The following is a 17,466-nucleotide window of genomic DNA, read 5'->3' on the forward strand; positions in this document are numbered from 1 at the left end:
ATGTATAAAATACAAATAACATCATTAATATACAATTTACTGCCAAATGATACTTAAATTTAAAAAGATTATACACTTGAAATTCCTCTCGTAATTTATTTACTGGGGCAACTGTTAGTAAACTTTAGATTCCCATTTTTTGCATCTTTCCAACCAGCTTCCCACATTGTTTTTTGTATTTGGTCACCACTGTTTGAGGAAAGTAAGTTAGCGAAACCACCAGCTATACTATTCATTTCACTAATACTATAACCGGCCCCAAACATATAAACACCAACTGCATAATTAGAGGAGTCAGTAAAAGCCAGTATAAAGTAAAAGTCTGTGCTAGAGCCTTGAGCTTCTCTTTGGAAGTCAAACGTTCCAAAATGCCCGACATCTGTATTTATTTGGTTCCATCTCGAAAGTAAGTTCAATTTTCCAGTTTCTTTTCCTGCCGCTAAAACGCTATAAAAATTGGCATGTTGGGGCGTATAGAATCCGTGATTACCTGCAATAGAGTAATAGGGCTTGCCGTCGCTAGGTATACCACGTATAAAATGAATTTGGCGCTTTAAACCATTTGGATCAAAATAATTAACAGGATCACCCAATACATAACCATATATATTAGAATCCCCGCCTGCAAACCTAATTGGATCTTTACTAGTCCAACGACCTATTTCAGCGTCATAATCCCTGGCACCAAATCGGGTTAATTTAGTATCTCTATCGTATAAACCGCCTGCAAAACCAAATGGTTGAAAATCCGGATTTGTATCTGACGTTATATTTCCCCAAACATCGTATTCCAACGCTTGTGCAATTTCGCCAGTTTCTGCGTTAACTACAAGTCTCGGACTACCCAAGTGATCAGGAATAATACGGTAGGTTTTCCCGCCTTTTATCATATACGACGGAATATTTACTCTGTCTGCATAGACAAATCGAGAAACGATATTGTTACTCGCATCTAGCTCTGCCACAGGGTTTAGTTGGCCTTGATATAACCAACCCTTGATTAAAACACCGTTAACTTTTTTACCTATGCGTCTATTTAACCCATCAACAATATAATCAATATTAACTCTGTTTTCAGAGCTTCCTTCATCAGGTATATTAACAGCCAGTAAGTTACCTAAAACATCATAACTATAATTCGTTAGCTCATTAATTACTGTATTCGTTTTAGATTGTAACTCTCCATTTTCATTATAAGTATATCGGTTACCTTTAAAACTAGTAATTCGATCTTGTGTATCAAAAGTAGCAACTTCTACTCCATCAATGTGAGTTCGATTACCGTTTTTGCCAAAACCATATGTTGCTGTAATATTACCATCGGTTTTTACTTGAGTTAATCGGCCACCTAAACCATATTCGTATTCAGTTGTTTTAGTCGTGTTAGCAACAACTTCTACTTTTTGAGTAATACGACCTAACTTGTCACGGGTATAGTCAACACTAAACAGTTGCGTGGCATTAAAATCAACGGTTTCAGCTTGTCTTTCAGCAAAAGTATTATGGTCAAAATTGCTTGTAATATTAATGAGTTTAGTGCCATTAATGATGCCGCCTTTTTGTGCTTCATGGCTTATCGTTAAGTCGCCTGCTGCTGTCACTAAGCCATCATGTTCATATTGATAATCAATACAATTAGTTGAATTAATGCATTGCTGCGTCACATTAAAATCATTATTAAATGTCTGGCTTATTGTGCCGTTAATCTCACCCGTTAGGGTTTCACTAATCGGCAGGCTACCATCATATTCATAGCTGACTTTGCTATTATCTGGTGCAATTACTGCTGTCATTTTACCATGTTGATCATAGCTATAACTGTAAGTACCACGCGGTATATCCATACTGGCCACTTGATCTGTGCCCTTGGTGTAATTTACCGACACTATCTGGCCGTCAGGTCTGGTCACTTTGGTTAATTTACGGTCTTTATCATAATCATAAGTGGTGGCAGGAGCAGGTACTGCTTCAGCTTCGTTTTGACCATCTACAGTAGTTACAACAGGCGGTGTATAAGCCGTGGCATTATCTACCGAGTTGTAGTTAAACCTATGTTCTGGCTGGCCCGGAGGGGTGAGCGATAACATATTGCCGTTAAAGTCATAACTCTGTTCAAGTACGCCACCATCAGGGTAAGTGGTCTTGATCACTCTGCCCATAATATCGTATTCAAAATAAGTGCTATAACCTTTCGCATCGGTTATCGCCGTTAAGCCACCTTTGCTGTTTACATCATCATAGGTATACCTTGTTACACGGTCGCCCATACTGGAGCTAATTAACCTGCCCTTAGCATCATATTGATTTTCACTGGCTGTTAATCCGCTCACTTGTGTGCTCATATGTAATTGAGTCTGCGGATCCGTCATGTAGTTAATAGTGCGATTTCCAGCAGTAGTATTAATTTGCTCACCGGTATTTATATTTTTAAATACCGTATTCACTTTATTATTACTATTAACTGTTACTGTAATTTTACTGGTATCAGTGCCGTTATCACCATAGGTTTTATCTATTTGTGTCACACTTTTTAAGCCACTGGGCATAGTAGTGGTGATCACATGGGGAATAGGTTGATTGGTTTTTTCATCAATAATTTTATCTATCACACTATAGGTATCAGATACATTTAATGACTCTTTTAAACCATCGGCCTGTGTGATTTTTTCACGTTGGCTGTTATCAGCATAAGTGGTAACCAGTTTACTATCACCATTTAAAAGTAATGATGATGCAGATTGATAGCGGTTGTTTTCTGCGGTGGTATAACCATAGCTTGTCACGTTTGTGAGTTTATTTTGCAGATTAAAGAAGTTCCACTGCCCGCCTTCCGGATCCTGAGTTTGTTCAATACGACCAATACTGCTATAAACTTTGTCGTATTGATTGCCATTAGGATCCATTTCCTCTGTCATTAAGCTATCAATATAAGCAAAGGTATAGGCTGAGCCATCGTCATATTCGGCGCGGGTTAAATCATGATTTTCATCTACGGTTAACTTAGTCACAAAACCATCTGGTGAGGTTATTTGTGTGGCAATTCCCTGCGCATTACGGCTGATACTAATGGTATTATCAAACCTGTCTTCTAAGCTAATTAAACGGCCTTGTTGATCATACTGAAAAGTCGTTAAGGTTTTACCCGTCGTCATATCAATGGTTTTGATATGTTTACCTGAACTATCAAATATATAAGGGCTCACAGCACTGTTTGTAGTATCAGTTCTAACACAACGGGCTAAGTTTTTTTCATTATGAGATTCGGCCGGGCTTGAACCTAACGACCAAGCCAACCATGCCTGATTTTCCGGATCTAATATGTTTGGCGTTGAAGACCAAAAACCGGCCATATCTAATGCATATTTAAACCCAGATATATCAAATTCAGCACTTTTCAATTCATTTATATTAGGCAGGCGCCAATTCGAAAAGCCTGCATGCTCAAGACTTTCACACATATCCAAACTATCGGTCCAGCTAAATGTGTCTTCGACAACGGATGGTGTATCTTGCCACATTAAGCCATTTTTATGATCAATCTGAATTTGCTTAACTTCATTATTAACGCGATATGTATGGGCTATAGTAAATAAACGCTCACCACTTACACATAATACAGGAGTTGGTTTTTCTTGATTTACAGCTCCTTTAAACCAAAAGTTATTTGCCGCCATATTGTAAATCGGAAAATCAAAATTACCTGCTGATTTGTGTACCGCATAAGTAATTTCTGTTCTGTAAGGTAATCTCCAATTTTTTTCATTACCTAACTCTAATGCTGCACAATATTGATAGGCATCTGGGTAACTCGTAAATTCAACTTGGTTTACGGGCTGGTATTGCCATTTAAGTTTAGTGACATGATCCGTTAATATACCTTGTTCATCAACACTATAATCTATATCTCGCCCTGCACTTTGATAATAACCATCGTCTCCTATGTACTGGCTTTGGGTAATGTCAGTTTTAAAAATATTAGTCTGAACATTTACTTCTTTAACCTCACCATCACCTTTATAAATCAATCTATTAGGTCCTAGTACATGATGATTTGATAAAGACCAACCATTGGCAATCTGGCTTATTGGTGCATTAAATAACGTAACAACTCCAACACTCCACCTTATGATGTCTTCTCGGCTTTGAATACCTAAAGAGTCTGTTCCCCATTGTGCCCAAGCTGTTGCAAAGCTATTTAGAGTCAGGCCTGATTCGGCAATATTACCCGCACTAAAATATTCAGCCTGATATTTATAACCTATACTTAAACGACCTCTGCTGGCACCATGCATTACCTCACCGTTTACATCGGTACCATCCCAGATAAATTCAACATTTTGTAATGTATCAGGCGCAAAAGATTGCACTAAACGTTTACCACCAATTTCCAGCGTTGCCAGCATTTCAATCACACCATCTGGTATGGTTTCGCCACTTACATTCGCTGAGATCTTATGATGATAGCCATGGGTTCTCTGGCTGGAATAATGTAAAGTTAATCCTGTGCCTGCAACCGCAATATCTTCATGAAAAGATAAAGACTTAGGTTTGATATATGAATTAACCGAAGCACATTCGTTATCTTGTGGATCTTCTTGTTCACTTTGTACATTTATATCAACAGGATAAGTACCGTCAGTATTTGCCGGCCAGTTATAATCGAAAGGCGTGAAATGATTGAACGCACCGCGCCAGTAGGTTGCACCAGGGCTATAGCCTTCTATTCCCGCAATTTCATCTGACGTACTGCCATTATTATTAATATCATCTGCAAGGTTATCGCCGGTGTAATCTAAACCATCAACAACGCCATCATTATTACTATCAAGTAATTTAACTACTACACCATTTTCAGATGCTTTCCATTTACTATCAATTCGGTCGAAATAGCCGACAGGAACGATTTCACCTACTGAAAATTCTAAAAAATTATCAACATACATAACAACCGGGCTGTTAAATACCACATTTTCATCATCACCTACACCAGGTATTTGTAATTCAGAACAATAAGTAAATGCCGATTCTTCAGGTAGATTTCCAGGCATAGAACCAGGAGTTTCATATTCAGTTGCCTGTACAAAAAATTCAGATAGCTGTCGACTGCTGCCATCTTTTGACCATACAGTTGCAGAAGTCACATCATTAAAAACTAAGGTAGTTGCCCGGCTACCAAATTCATCAGAGATCATCGAAGATTGATGAACTTGTACTTCACCAGAGTTTAAATTTATGGCTGTCTTTTTGTTATCTAAAGCTAATAAGGTTACATCGGCTAGTCTTGCCCAGTTATTACTTGCGGCAATCGTACTTCGGTGTACTGTCAGATAATTTGGTTTAGAATAAACAAGGGTTTGACCTCCTGATGCGGCTGTAATTATAAAACGGCCTTCTACATCAGTTAATACACTGCCTAACTCAGGTTTATTATGAAATGCAATGTTAACCCCACTTATACCAATACCCGATTTATCTAATACTAATCCCGTAAATATACTGACTGCTTTAGGGTCGTACTGCTTTTTAGTCGCATTCACAGGTATATGCTTTAATAACTGTTCGGCACTATTATCAACTAAATTACTGGTATCCGTTTTTACCCCAACATAAACTGATATACGATTAGAATGCAATTGGCCTACTCTGGCAGAAACTGTCGCTTTTCCCGCAAGTTTACCCGTTATTAAACCTTGTTCTATTGCTATAACAGAACGTTCATCGGCTATAAAACTAACTCCGGCAGATAAATCCTGCTCAGAGCCATCTTCAAATAAACCTGTTACTGTAAATGATTCAGTCTCATTTATTGCCAGTGATATATTTGTCGGGCTGATAGTGATGGCTTTTAACCCAATAAGAGAAACTTGCGAGTTATCTATAGTCAATGCAAGATCATCTGCACATTGATGTGCATTCCTGGTATCAACAATTTTGGTATTGCTATAATCCCAAGATTCTCCAGGTTTTAAACTGTTCATAACAACCACGGAACCCTGCTTATCTGGATTATTTGTGGTCGGATCATAATCACCAACTGAAATGCCAAAACCTAACAAGCCTTCACTAAATTTTGAATAACTATTAGCTAGAAACTGGGTATATAAATTATGACTTCTATGACCCCAGGCAACCCCACTTAATGGATATTTATCTGCATAAGTCCAACTATAAATAGCATTAACAAGTGCACCGCTGCTATTCTCTCCCATATAGGCTGCCAAGCTTTCTAGAGTGCCTTCATTATTTGCCGCTATTTTAGCATTTTCATTCAGACGATCTGTCGGACTTGCATTATCACTGCTTCTTGTATGCGTAATAACCTCATTATTTGATCTGATATGCTCAGCATATTGCATTGCTACTTCTGCAATTTCAGTGCTGATACCGACATAAGGTTTAATACCTCGGGCTTCTCTTTCACTGTTTATTAAAAATAAACCTTGTTCCTGTGCAGACATGGCATCCCAGGTAGCCTGAGTTGGCATTTTCAGATATTTATTAATTGTTTGATCAATAAATCTGGCATGATTAAAGGCTTTTTCAATTTCAGCAACGTCAGTATAATTTTTGCCTGTCCATGAGATATTTTTTTCAGGATAACTATCGATATAATCAGAATCATCTTCGACCTGTTTTACCTCACATTGCTGTAACTGATAATTCACACTGATTTGAACTTCGTCACTACCCTCTAAACCATTCATATCTGTAACTTTTAGTATCACAGTATTAATACCAACAGGTAAGTTAGTAGTTGTAAAAATAGCTTCAGTACTTAATATGTCATTCGCAAGTGACCATTCATAAGATGCAATACCTTTTTTAGCCCTACTATTCGTTGCATCAAAAGAAACTTCTTCACCTACAGTAATACTAATATCTTCACCTGCATCAGCAACAATATCATCAACTTTCCCTGGCCACAGTTCAAAAATAATAGTGGCATTTTCAGAATCTAACATACCATCATTTGCTTTAAAGGTAATACTATCCTCCCCAACAAAACCAGGAGGTTTGGTATAAATAACGTCATTATTAACTACCTCTATCTGCCCATATTTTGACACATCAATAACCTGATAAGTTAAGGCGGTTGAGTCTGGATCTGTTGCAGTTAAAGTAAACTTAACACTTGCAGTTGTGCCTGATAAATAAATTTTTTGAGTTTGTGCATTTGGTTCATCATTCACAGGCACAATAGTTAGATTCACCATTGCAATGTTTGAATTCAATGCACTATCATTTGCTTTAAAACTAAAACTATCATTGCCAAAGTAATTTTCACTGGGCGTATAAACCACATTATTATCTGAAATAACTACCTGCCCATAAGTTGGTAAAGTGACTAATTGGTATGTTAAATCATCGGAGTTTTCATCATTAGCCTGTAATGTAATATTCGTTTCTACATCTTCAACCAATTCAATATTGCTAGATATCGCAATAGGTGCTTTATTAGTATCCGAAGTGCTAATACTTATTGTTGCAATATTTGAGTCTAACTTGCCATCATTTACTTTGAAGGTAAAACTATCATTGCCTGAATATTTACTATTTGGAAAATAACGTAAAGTATTAAAAAATGAAGAGCTGTTATTACCAGTGAATTCGAGTCTTCCATGGATGGGCTGACCAACTAAGTAAAATGTTAACTTCTTTGTAAAGGTATCTGTTGCTTGGAGTGTTATATCTAAAAAACTTTGTTCATGTTTAATTTTTACATTATCATCAAATGCAATTGGTGGTGAGTTTGGTGGTAATATATTAATTGTAATATTTGCTATATTTGAATCTAACGACCCATCACTTGCTTTATAAGTAAAACTCTCCCTGCCAACATAATTATCAGCAGGTGTATAAACAACTTTATTTTCCGTTAATGTTAGCTGACCATGTTGAGGCTGACTCAGTAATTGATAACTTATATTCGTATTATCAACATCCATAGCAGGTAGTATAAAGTTAAGCAATTCATCTTGCTGCACTGTAAAGCTTTTTGATTCCGCAATAGGTGCATCATTAATCTGACTTACAGTAACGCGAATATAAGCTCCTCCAAAATTTCCTTTATTATCACTTGCATAAAAGTTGAACTCCTGTATCCCTGCTACGTTTCGAAATGGTGTGAAAGTAGCTATGTTTCCATTAATAACTATTCGCTTATCTAAACTTGAAAATGTGACACTATCACCATCTCTATCATAGCCTTCTAAAACAATATCAATAGGTATGTCCTCTTCCGTAGCATACCAACTATGTCGCTCTATATGAGGCACTGCGACAACACCAAGTGTGTTTATTGTAATGACAGCTTCGTCAGAATAGCTTTGACCATCAAAAATCCGAAAAACAATGTTATCACTTGTACCTTCCCCTGAAAAATATTCAAATGTAAAATCATCTGAATATGGTTCTACAGTTTTAAGATAACCCGTTTTAGGTTTTTGTATGATTTCATATATTAAGTTATCTCCATCGGCATCAGTTCCGGACAAACTTATTGGATACACATTTTTATGTGTTGCTTTAAAATCAAATACCTTGTTATAGGCAACAGGTTTAGTATTACTAGATGAAGGTTTTACATTAATAAAAATAGTTTTTTTTGTTTGAACACCTCTATTATTTTTAACTGTTAATTGAATTTCATTCATACCAACAGGAAAATGCCTTGTTGTTATGACAGCGCCAGATAAATGAGCTTTATTTAAATAATTAAACCAACGAAACTCGATAACCTCACCATCGTCACTTTTGCTTTTACTTGCATCTAACGATATGTTTTGGCCAAAAGTTATTTCTGTAGGTACCTCTAATATAATTTTTGGCTTGCTAAAGTCACGAACACATAAAACTCTTGCCTTTTCATCATCCGTAGGAGATATTGTCAAGGTTCTATAAAATCGAGTCATATCTTTACCAAAAGAATACACATGACTTCTTGAAATTGTAGGCGTTGTAGACCAAATATCCCATTTATAACCAGCTAAAAAACGTATGCCATTATATTGATATTTATATTTTTGAAAATCTTCTTCGGTACTTACAGATTGCAATTCATTTATATTAGGCAATCGCCAATCATTTGCATTAGCATGAACTATATTTTCACAGTAATTTATAGCCTCTTTCCAAGTAAATAAAGATTTATCAATATCATTTTTATTAAGTTGCCACATGATATTATTAGTATTATCAATTAAACTAACATCTGAGCGAAAAACAGAATAATTAGTTGATGCTAACTCATATTCAGGTTTAAATGTGGAATTTCCACTCACACACCTTACATGAGAAGTTTCATACATATGGTTTATGCCATTTCTACCATTAACTTTACCTGTAAAGATATTTATTTGGCTTGCTACATCATATTCTGCACCACCATTTAATATTAGATGTGATACTTCACTTACCCAATAATCAAAATATGATGCATCACTTCTATCTGATTCTGGTACATTTTGAAACGCAGTGTCTAATAGTGCACGATTATGATTACCTTTTGAATAATCAAGTAAAAATAATATTTGCAACCGTGAGGGAAGGTACCAATCAGTAATACCGCCAAGTTCTAGCGCATCACAATATGCTGTTGCTGCAGGATAGTTAAGCTTTAAATTAACGGTATCTATATCATCTTGCCAAACTAAGTTATTTACCTGATCAACTACATATTGGTCCCCTGGGTTTTGAATATAGTGACGTTCAGCCCCCCAATTTAAGCTTGCATCATCAAAAGCACGTAATACTTGATTAGAACCTGTTTTAGGTACTTTGGAATTTCGAAGTCGTTTTTGTTGTGTGATTTGACTTTCAGTACAGCCGTTATCGTTAACAGTTTCATCTATAACAGAGTCAGGACATTGATCTATTTGATCATTCACACCATCAAAGTCTGTATCATCTACTGTAATTAACACATAGGACTGAATCTCTTTAAAACCATAAGTATCAGAAACTTGTACCTCAATCGATTCTTTAGACTTTTGAGTTGCTAGCCAGTTAATCACTCCCTCTCCACTAATAGTCATGCCTTCTGGCTTTTCTAAAAGGCTATATGTTAAATTATCACCGTCTGAATCAACGGCTTTAACTTCGTAACGATAGACTTGGTTAGAAAGAGAAAAAATTTCTGGAGGGGAAATAATCTTGGGGCTGTGATTCAGAATAACGTTTATGTTAAAGGTTTGCTCTGCTGTTAAACCCGTATCATCTTTAACTTGCACTTTTATTATATGATCGCCAATATCACTCTCTTCTGGTGACCAAAAAATATTACCCTCTCTCTTATCTATACTCATACCTGTTGGGGATAAGAGCAAAAAAAATTCGAAATTATCTTTCTGATCAAAATCATTTATCACTAAATTATAATCATAGCCGCGACTAACAAAAGCTTGTATTGGAGGTGTACTGGTTATTTTTGGAGGATAAGTTTTTTTCGCAACTACAATGGTAAAATTTTGTGTATCAGTTAGACCATCAGTATCGGTAACTACAACTTGTATATTATGTTCACCAATTTGTTCGGTCGTTGGTGTCCACTTTATTTCACCTGTATTAGCATCTATTGTTAAACCTGTAGGTGCTTGTGTTAAAGAAAAAACAAGCCCATTTTCATCATCTTGTGCTTCAACATCGTAATAATAAGGTGTAATTTCTATTGCTGTTTCTATAGGTGAACTGGTTATTTTTGGCGGATAATCATTTTTCTCAACGACAAGAGTAAAGCTCTGACTGTCAGTAAGTCCTTCACTATCTGTTACTAGAACTTCAACATTGTGATTACCAATCTGATCTATTGTGGGTGTCCAGCTAATTTCACCTGAAACTTGATTGATAATTAAGCCTGCGGGTGCAGTATTTAATGAGAATAATATGTTATCTGCAGGATCTTCTGCTTCAACCTTATAATAATAAGCAATATTGTCGATTGCAGTAATCACTGGCTGACTTGTTATATGTGGAGCCTGATTTTCAACTGGAGCAGTATCATCAGGCGTTGCCATTTGCGTTATCTGCGCAGCTGAAATTCCTGCTTTTCCAGAAGGTTGAATATAATCGACTTGATTATTTTGAGATAAAAACCAACCTAAAACTGTTACTGTGTCTTCGGTATTTTCGATTCTAATTTCAAGATTATCTCCGACTTGAAAATAACTTAATACATCTTCGGTTAAACTATCGGTAAATAAAATCCAATCTATACCATCACTGGTAGAATTATTAATTGTGTCTTTTCCATTGCCTGGACGAATAACGTATTTATCGTTTCCTAACCCACCCCTTAACCAATCATTCCCAGGATCACCGCCTAGTTGGTCATCTCCTGAACCTCCTAGTTGTACATCATCTCCTTCAGCACCATTAAAATAATCATTGCCATCACCACCTTTTAACTTATCATTACCACCTAAGCCAAAAAGTTGATCATCCCCACCTAATCCAATCAGATAATCACTTTCATTACCAAAATACAGCTGCTCACCTTCATCAGTTCCTGTTACTTCATTTTTATAATTGCCCGTAACCGGAGGCTCAAAATGTGCATTAGTATCACTATCCGAATCACCTCCGTCAGTATTCCCACCTCCAGAATCTCCACCTCCAGAATCTCCACCACCTGTATCACCACTGCCATCATCTACAATAGCTTGAGCTGTTATTTGAGAAGCAGATATACCTGTAGAGGTATCAGGTTGTATATAATCAACCTGATATGAATCATCAAAAAACCACTTTGTAATAGTTAAAGTATCCGTAGAGTCTTTAATTCTAATTTCTAAATCATCACCAACTCTGTAATAACTGAGTTTATCAATTGTTATGCCACCACTAAAAATAACCCAGTCAATGCCATCACTGGTACTATTATTTATTGTATCTTGACCATTATTTGGTCTAACAACATATTTATCATTTCCCAATCCACCACTTAACCAGTCATTTCCTGTATCGCCACCGAGTTGGTCATCATCAGCACCACCAAACTGCACATCATTACCTTCTCCTCCATCGATGTAATCATTCCCTGCTCCACCATCTAGCTTATCATTGCCACCTAAGCCAAATAACTGATCATTTCCTGCTAAACCAGATAAAAAGTCACTACCGTTTCCATGATAAAGTTGATCATCAGAATCTGTACCCATTACTACGTTTGAATAATCTCCTAATATAGGAGGGATATCATTTGATGAATATGAAAAATGAGCTGTTATAGCTAATGTTAAATACATAACATATCGTGCTAATTTAGAGTGCAGCATAAAAGTCCTTGCTAAATAAGTTCTACATTAGATTTTGAAAATAAATTATTTAAGTTTAAATTAAATGAAGCTATGTCTATCTATAAATTAAAGTGATTAATAATAGTGATTAATAATAGTGATTAATAATAGTGATTAATAATAGTGATTAATAATAGTGATTACTTCTTGAGGTCTGACCTCTGCGGGAAGGTACCTTAATTAGGGAATTAAGTAAGCTACTTCATGAAAAATTTTAAGGTTTTCAGATAAGTAAGTTATTAATAATTAAAATAAGTACCCCTTTTGCAGTTTTTTCATTTATTGTGATTATATTTTTATAAAAAGTGTCAACCAAACTCATACTTAAGCGTTATAGATAGTAGAGTTAACTTTTGTTGTTAAATGATTTGTTGTTTGCATTGAAAAACAGTCATTGTAATTACGGTATATATGGATCAAAATTATAATCGAAACATTAATTTATACGGACACGATGCTATTTCTGTAACGGAAGATGATTTAGAGCAAACGCAAAAAGCAACCGAAATCACCATGGAGGCTTTTTTGATAGATATTGAAAAAAGAGCATATCATATGGCGGCTTTTGCAAGTGGCTCACATGCTGATGCCTTAGATTTACTACAAGATAGTATGATAAAACTAGTCACGAATTATCAAGACAGGCCTTCAAATGAATGGAAGCCATTATTTTATAAAATATTACAAAATAGAATTCGTGATTGGCATAGACATCAAAAAGTTAAAAACTTAGTCTTTTTTTGGAAATCAAATACACCCGATGAAGAAAATGAAGACTTTCCGGCTTTTGAGCATTATGTGTCGCAAACAAATACGCCGGATAAAGAGTTTGAAAAATCAGAACAGCAAACGGCAGCTTTACATCATTTAAAAAAGTTGTCGGGCAAACAGCAGCAATGTTTTCTATTACGTAGTTGGGAAGGGTTGTCGGTCGCACAGACAGCCGATGTTATGGGTTGCTCTCAAGGTAGTGTAAAAACACACTATTCTAGGGCTGTCATTAAGATAAGAACATTAATGGAGGAAGAAAATGACATTACCTTCTGACAAAATAAAAAACAATGATGTGCATATTGTTAAAGATATAAATACAGCTTTAGATAAAAATATTATCGATATGCCTGAACAGGTATTATCTGATATTGCTCAGGTACGTAAACTAGCACTTAATAAAAGTAAGTTAAAATCAAAGAAAACGTTGTTGTCAGAGAGTTTTGAAGCTTTTTTTTCAGGTTCATTTTTGAAAGTCTCAGCGCCTATTGCTGCAATGATATTAATTTCTTTATCAGTTACAACCAATAATAAACAGGATATTCCTCAGTTACCTTCTGCTATGATAAGTAACGATATTCCAACTGAAGACTTAGCACTTTTAGAGGAGTTAGAATTTGTTACTTGGCTGGCTGAAAATGAAAAAAATGCATTATTATAGTGTGTTATTAATATCTGGAGTGACGCCATGTGCCGTTTATGCAAATAATAAGATACCAGAAAAAATACCTGATATGGCTTTTTTAGAATATTTAGCGGACATGGTTGAAGTAAATGGAGAGCTAGTTGGCCCATTAGATATAAAGTCAAAAAAAATTAAAACAGCCCAACTAAATGACAAAGAAAGGCTCAAAAAAGCTCAAAATGAAACAATTAAAACTGCTAATGACAAAGTTAAAGATCAAAAACCTAAGGAGAAAAACAATGATTAAATTATTATTACTGACAGTTTCATTATTTGTTTTTATTCCCTATGGTCAAGCACTTGAATGGAATGCATTAGCACCTGAGCAACAGAAAGTTTTAAAGCAATTTTCAACAAGTTGGAATAAATTACCTTCAGACAAACAAGAAAAACTTCAACTTGGGGCAAATCGTTGGATCTCCATGGACTCCCAAAAACGCTCAGATTTAATTAATAAATTTGATCAGTGGCAAAAGTTAGATCCACAACAACAAACAAAACTAAAACAGCAGTTTAATAAATTTAAACAAATACCAGCAGAGCAACAACAGCAATTACGTAATGCACATCAGCGTTTTCAGAAATTGCCGCAAGATAAACAACGCCAGCTAATGGATAAGTTTAATAAACGTAATATGAAAAAAATGAACAAAAAAACACAAGATAAAATGAGACAAAAAAATAAAAGGCATTAAAAAACATACCCTAAGGTCACTGACGAGGTAAATGCATCTGAGTCACTTTCAAAATTAACGGATGAATCCAAATCAACTGACCAGCTAGATGAAATATCATAAGAAATATAAACGGCTAATTGACCATAACTATCATCGCCAGAAATTGAATTAAGTGCTGTGGCATTCGTTGCTCTAGCACCCGTTCCTCGAGACGTATTCCTTTGATTTGCTCCTGTATTTATATTTCTACCATTTCGGGAAATTAATACAGAATCGCCCGAAATAAGATAATTCCACGATAATAAAGCACCTAACATAACGCCTGTATTTTCAGACAAAGACCAATAATGTGCGGCTGATAAACTGCTGCTAATGCTCGTTGAGTCACCTGAGCTTTTTTCAGTTAAAATTTTAGGCGCTTTATTAGATTTAATTTTGCCCTTTATTTGAGATTTATCAAAATCCCATTCACTGTATAACCCAGAAACAAGCACACCATAAAACCACGTTCCACTTGAAAAACCATAACCAAGTGACCCACCCACAGAAAAAGACTCTGTGTTTTCATTACGAGTTTGCGCAGCCTTTTTCAAATCATAAACAGCAGTATCAATATCAGATTGACTATAATTTAGAGAAAATGACCATTCATCAAGATAATAATTCAAGCTTGCGCCGAGCGTATCTAATTTCATATCGGTATTAAATCGATTATTTATATTCTTATCGCCTTGCCAGGTTTGGTAATCTAGATTCAAACTCAAATCATCAGTTAAATTTGTACCAAAAAAGGCTCCCTTCCCATTAGGGTTTAGTGTTACGGTTTCATCCTGGAAGTTAACTTGATATTCCTGCTGACCATAACTGATGTTAAGATTTGTCGCACTTACATGAGTCGTTAAAGTTAATAGCAGTAAAGCGGCTGAATAATTGCAATATTTATTGTTATTTTGAGTACGCAAAGTCGACCTTGATATTTTCAATAGTAGTTTATGTGAGTGTAACGAATAATACAGAATTGTTTAGTAATACTTGAGTTCAAGAGGAAAAAAACACATTTTTTAGAATGAGATACAAAAAAGCAGTTAAGCTTTACCTTAACTACTTGGGTATAAACATATTCGATACTAAGTAACTATTCTTCGTCGTCAGTTAATTCATGAATACATTGACGAATTGCTTTCTTAGTTGCTTTATGTGTGTCACTTGAAGCTGTGAATTCCTCTAAACTGATTGAATCACTTATATCTGTGTCCGTAGCTGAAAACACACTTGTTGCTTTATTTAGCATTGAAGCTTCAAGCTCTGCTAAGTCAATAAAACCGTCTGCTGAAGTATCAATTGTATTAAATCTATCGGCTTTAGATACAAAACTATCGGCAGAAGGTATTACAATATTATCATCTCCAACTTCAGCTTTTAAATCTGTTACACATAATACAATTTCATTTGCAATTGTTGATAAATCAAGATTATCACCACTTCGTGTTTGGCTAAACTCTTCTAAAGATAACGTTCCGTCTTGATCTGTATCTTTTTGAGTTATTTTCAATTCAGCTTTAGCAATCGTAGGATCTGTCATTTCAGAGATAGTTAATTCGCCACTTTGGTCTACATCTAAACGATTAAATTTTTGTTCTGCACTATGTCCAGGCTTACCACCACGACGTTGCTGTTCAGCAAGTGTTTGTGGTGCAGACAATGCAGCGGTTACTGAAATTAAACCTGTTAATACTGCAATATTTAGTTTTTTAGTTATCATAGTCATTTTGAACTCCATCGGGGTTTGGTTGTTTATCACTATTTTGTTATTTCAAATATTAAAACGCAGCAAATACCGTTTGGTTGACAATTAAAGTAAATGAATTTGAATAAATATAGAAAATAAAAAGATTATTTATTAATAAACAATTAGATATAGATAATATTTTTAGTCTTTTAAAATGCTCTATACTAAAAACATCCCCAAAAAAAGTAACCTCTTATGCGAATATTAATGTTCATTCTTTTTTGTTTACTATCATTTAATAGCCTTTGCTGCCATTTTAAAGTACGCCTTGAGCAATATTCACCAGAATCACATAAAAACTTGAAAAACCGTTGGTTTGGTATTGATATGGAATTCACTCAAGCTTTATTAAGTGAAGCTAATTGTGAGTTTGAAGTGATAGAAGTCGCTTGGGCCAGAGCATTAGCTATGCTAGGAAGTGGTGAAATAGATATGGTACTTAACATGTCAAAAACAAAAAATAGAGAAACTTTATTTTATTTCATTGGCCCTATTAGAAGTGAAACTATCGTTTTTGCAATGCAAAAAAACGCACAATACATTTTAAACAAAACCGATGACATCATCACCCTAGATAAACCCGTTGCAGTGCAAAGAAATGCGTATTATGGTGATGAGGTGCAAAAGTTACTGCAACATGAAGAGTTTCAAGATATGTTTATTACGGTGACAGAAAACGATACTAAACTCGCATTATTAAAACATGGTAGAGTGAGTGGCTTCTTAGAGGCTAGACGAAATATTATTCATGGTGTTAAAAATGATATAAATTTTGAGGGCATTTGGTTTCATCCATTTGTAATTCATCAGGATCCAATTTATTTTGCACTTAGTAAAAAATCGGTTTCTCCAAAGTTAAAGCAAAGACTTGCAAGTGCCTTTGCTCGTTTAATTGCACAAGGTAAAATTAAAAAAATTGTATCTAACCTGAATTCTGGATAAGAAGTGAACTTATTGCCCACCTAGCGATCAGATCTTTCGACCAAGAACGATTTGAAAGCATAACGGTGGGCAGATGAATAAACTAATTGAAATTTTTTGCGATGTCGATGATTTTTGTCATCAGTTTTTACCCGAATGGGAAGCGCTATTAATCTCTGACGGCACTAAAAAGCGTAGGCGCAGTTCGAAAATGTCTACAAGTGAATGTATGACTATTATGATTGCTTTTCATCAGTCAAATCATCGTGATTTCAAGAACTTTTATATTGGTCTGGTCAGACGATATTGGGGGGAGTATTTCCCTCAATT

General features: G+C 35.3%; 8 protein-coding genes and 1 pseudogene. 6 read left to right on the top strand and 3 right to left on the bottom strand.

The window, feature by feature from the left end; genetic code table 11:
- Positions 1 to 95 precede the first annotated feature (95 nt).
- The gene (locus tag BM088_RS23715; RefSeq protein WP_091990760.1) at positions 96 to 12,272 is read right to left on the bottom strand and encodes an Ig-like domain-containing protein; all 12,177 of its coding nucleotides are present in this window, start codon (positions 12,270 to 12,272) and stop codon (positions 96 to 98) included.
- 432 nt (positions 12,273 to 12,704) lie between these two features.
- Here BM088_RS23715 and BM088_RS23720 point away from each other — a divergent pair, with 432 nt between their 5' ends.
- From BM088_RS23720 to BM088_RS23735, 4 genes are read left to right on the top strand one after another with little or no spacing between them, the layout of a single operon-like run.
- Positions 12,705 to 13,340, top strand: coding sequence for an RNA polymerase sigma factor (locus tag BM088_RS23720; protein WP_091990763.1), 636 nt, complete (start codon positions 12,705 to 12,707; stop codon positions 13,338 to 13,340).
- Positions 13,324 to 13,725, top strand: coding sequence for a hypothetical protein (locus tag BM088_RS23725; protein ID WP_091990766.1), 402 nt, complete (start codon positions 13,324 to 13,326; stop codon positions 13,723 to 13,725). The genes BM088_RS23720 and BM088_RS23725 overlap by 17 nt, the downstream gene beginning before the upstream one ends.
- Positions 13,703 to 13,996, top strand: coding sequence for a hypothetical protein (locus BM088_RS23730; protein ID WP_091990768.1), 294 nt, complete (start codon positions 13,703 to 13,705; stop codon positions 13,994 to 13,996). The genes BM088_RS23725 and BM088_RS23730 overlap by 23 nt, the downstream gene beginning before the upstream one ends.
- A complete protein-coding gene (locus BM088_RS23735; RefSeq protein WP_177208160.1) occupies positions 13,989 to 14,444 on the top strand; it encodes a DUF3106 domain-containing protein in 456 nt (151 codons plus the stop codon). The genes BM088_RS23730 and BM088_RS23735 overlap by 8 nt, the downstream gene beginning before the upstream one ends.
- Here the strand turns inward: BM088_RS23735 and BM088_RS23740 are convergent.
- On the bottom strand, positions 14,441 to 15,388 hold the full coding sequence (locus tag BM088_RS23740; protein ID WP_091990774.1) for a hypothetical protein: 948 nt from the start codon (positions 15,386 to 15,388) through the stop codon (positions 14,441 to 14,443). The genes BM088_RS23735 and BM088_RS23740 overlap by 4 nt on opposite strands.
- Positions 15,389 to 15,561: 173 nt before the next feature.
- Complete coding sequence (locus tag BM088_RS23745) at positions 15,562 to 16,194, bottom strand: EF-hand domain-containing protein (RefSeq protein WP_091990776.1); 633 nt, start codon at positions 16,192 to 16,194, stop codon at positions 15,562 to 15,564.
- A 216-nt stretch (positions 16,195 to 16,410) separates the two neighbouring features.
- Here BM088_RS23745 and BM088_RS23750 point away from each other — a divergent pair, with 216 nt between their 5' ends.
- On the top strand, positions 16,411 to 17,157 hold the full coding sequence (locus BM088_RS23750; protein ID WP_091990779.1) for a substrate-binding periplasmic protein: 747 nt from the start codon (positions 16,411 to 16,413) through the stop codon (positions 17,155 to 17,157).
- Positions 17,158 to 17,230: 73 nt separating this feature from the next.
- A pseudogene (locus BM088_RS23755) lies at positions 17,231 to 17,466 on the top strand (IS982 family transposase); the annotation flags it as partial.

The sequence above is a fragment of the Pseudoalteromonas denitrificans DSM 6059 genome, assembly GCF_900112265.1.
Taxonomy (GTDB): domain Bacteria; phylum Pseudomonadota; class Gammaproteobacteria; order Enterobacterales; family Alteromonadaceae; genus Pseudoalteromonas; species Pseudoalteromonas denitrificans.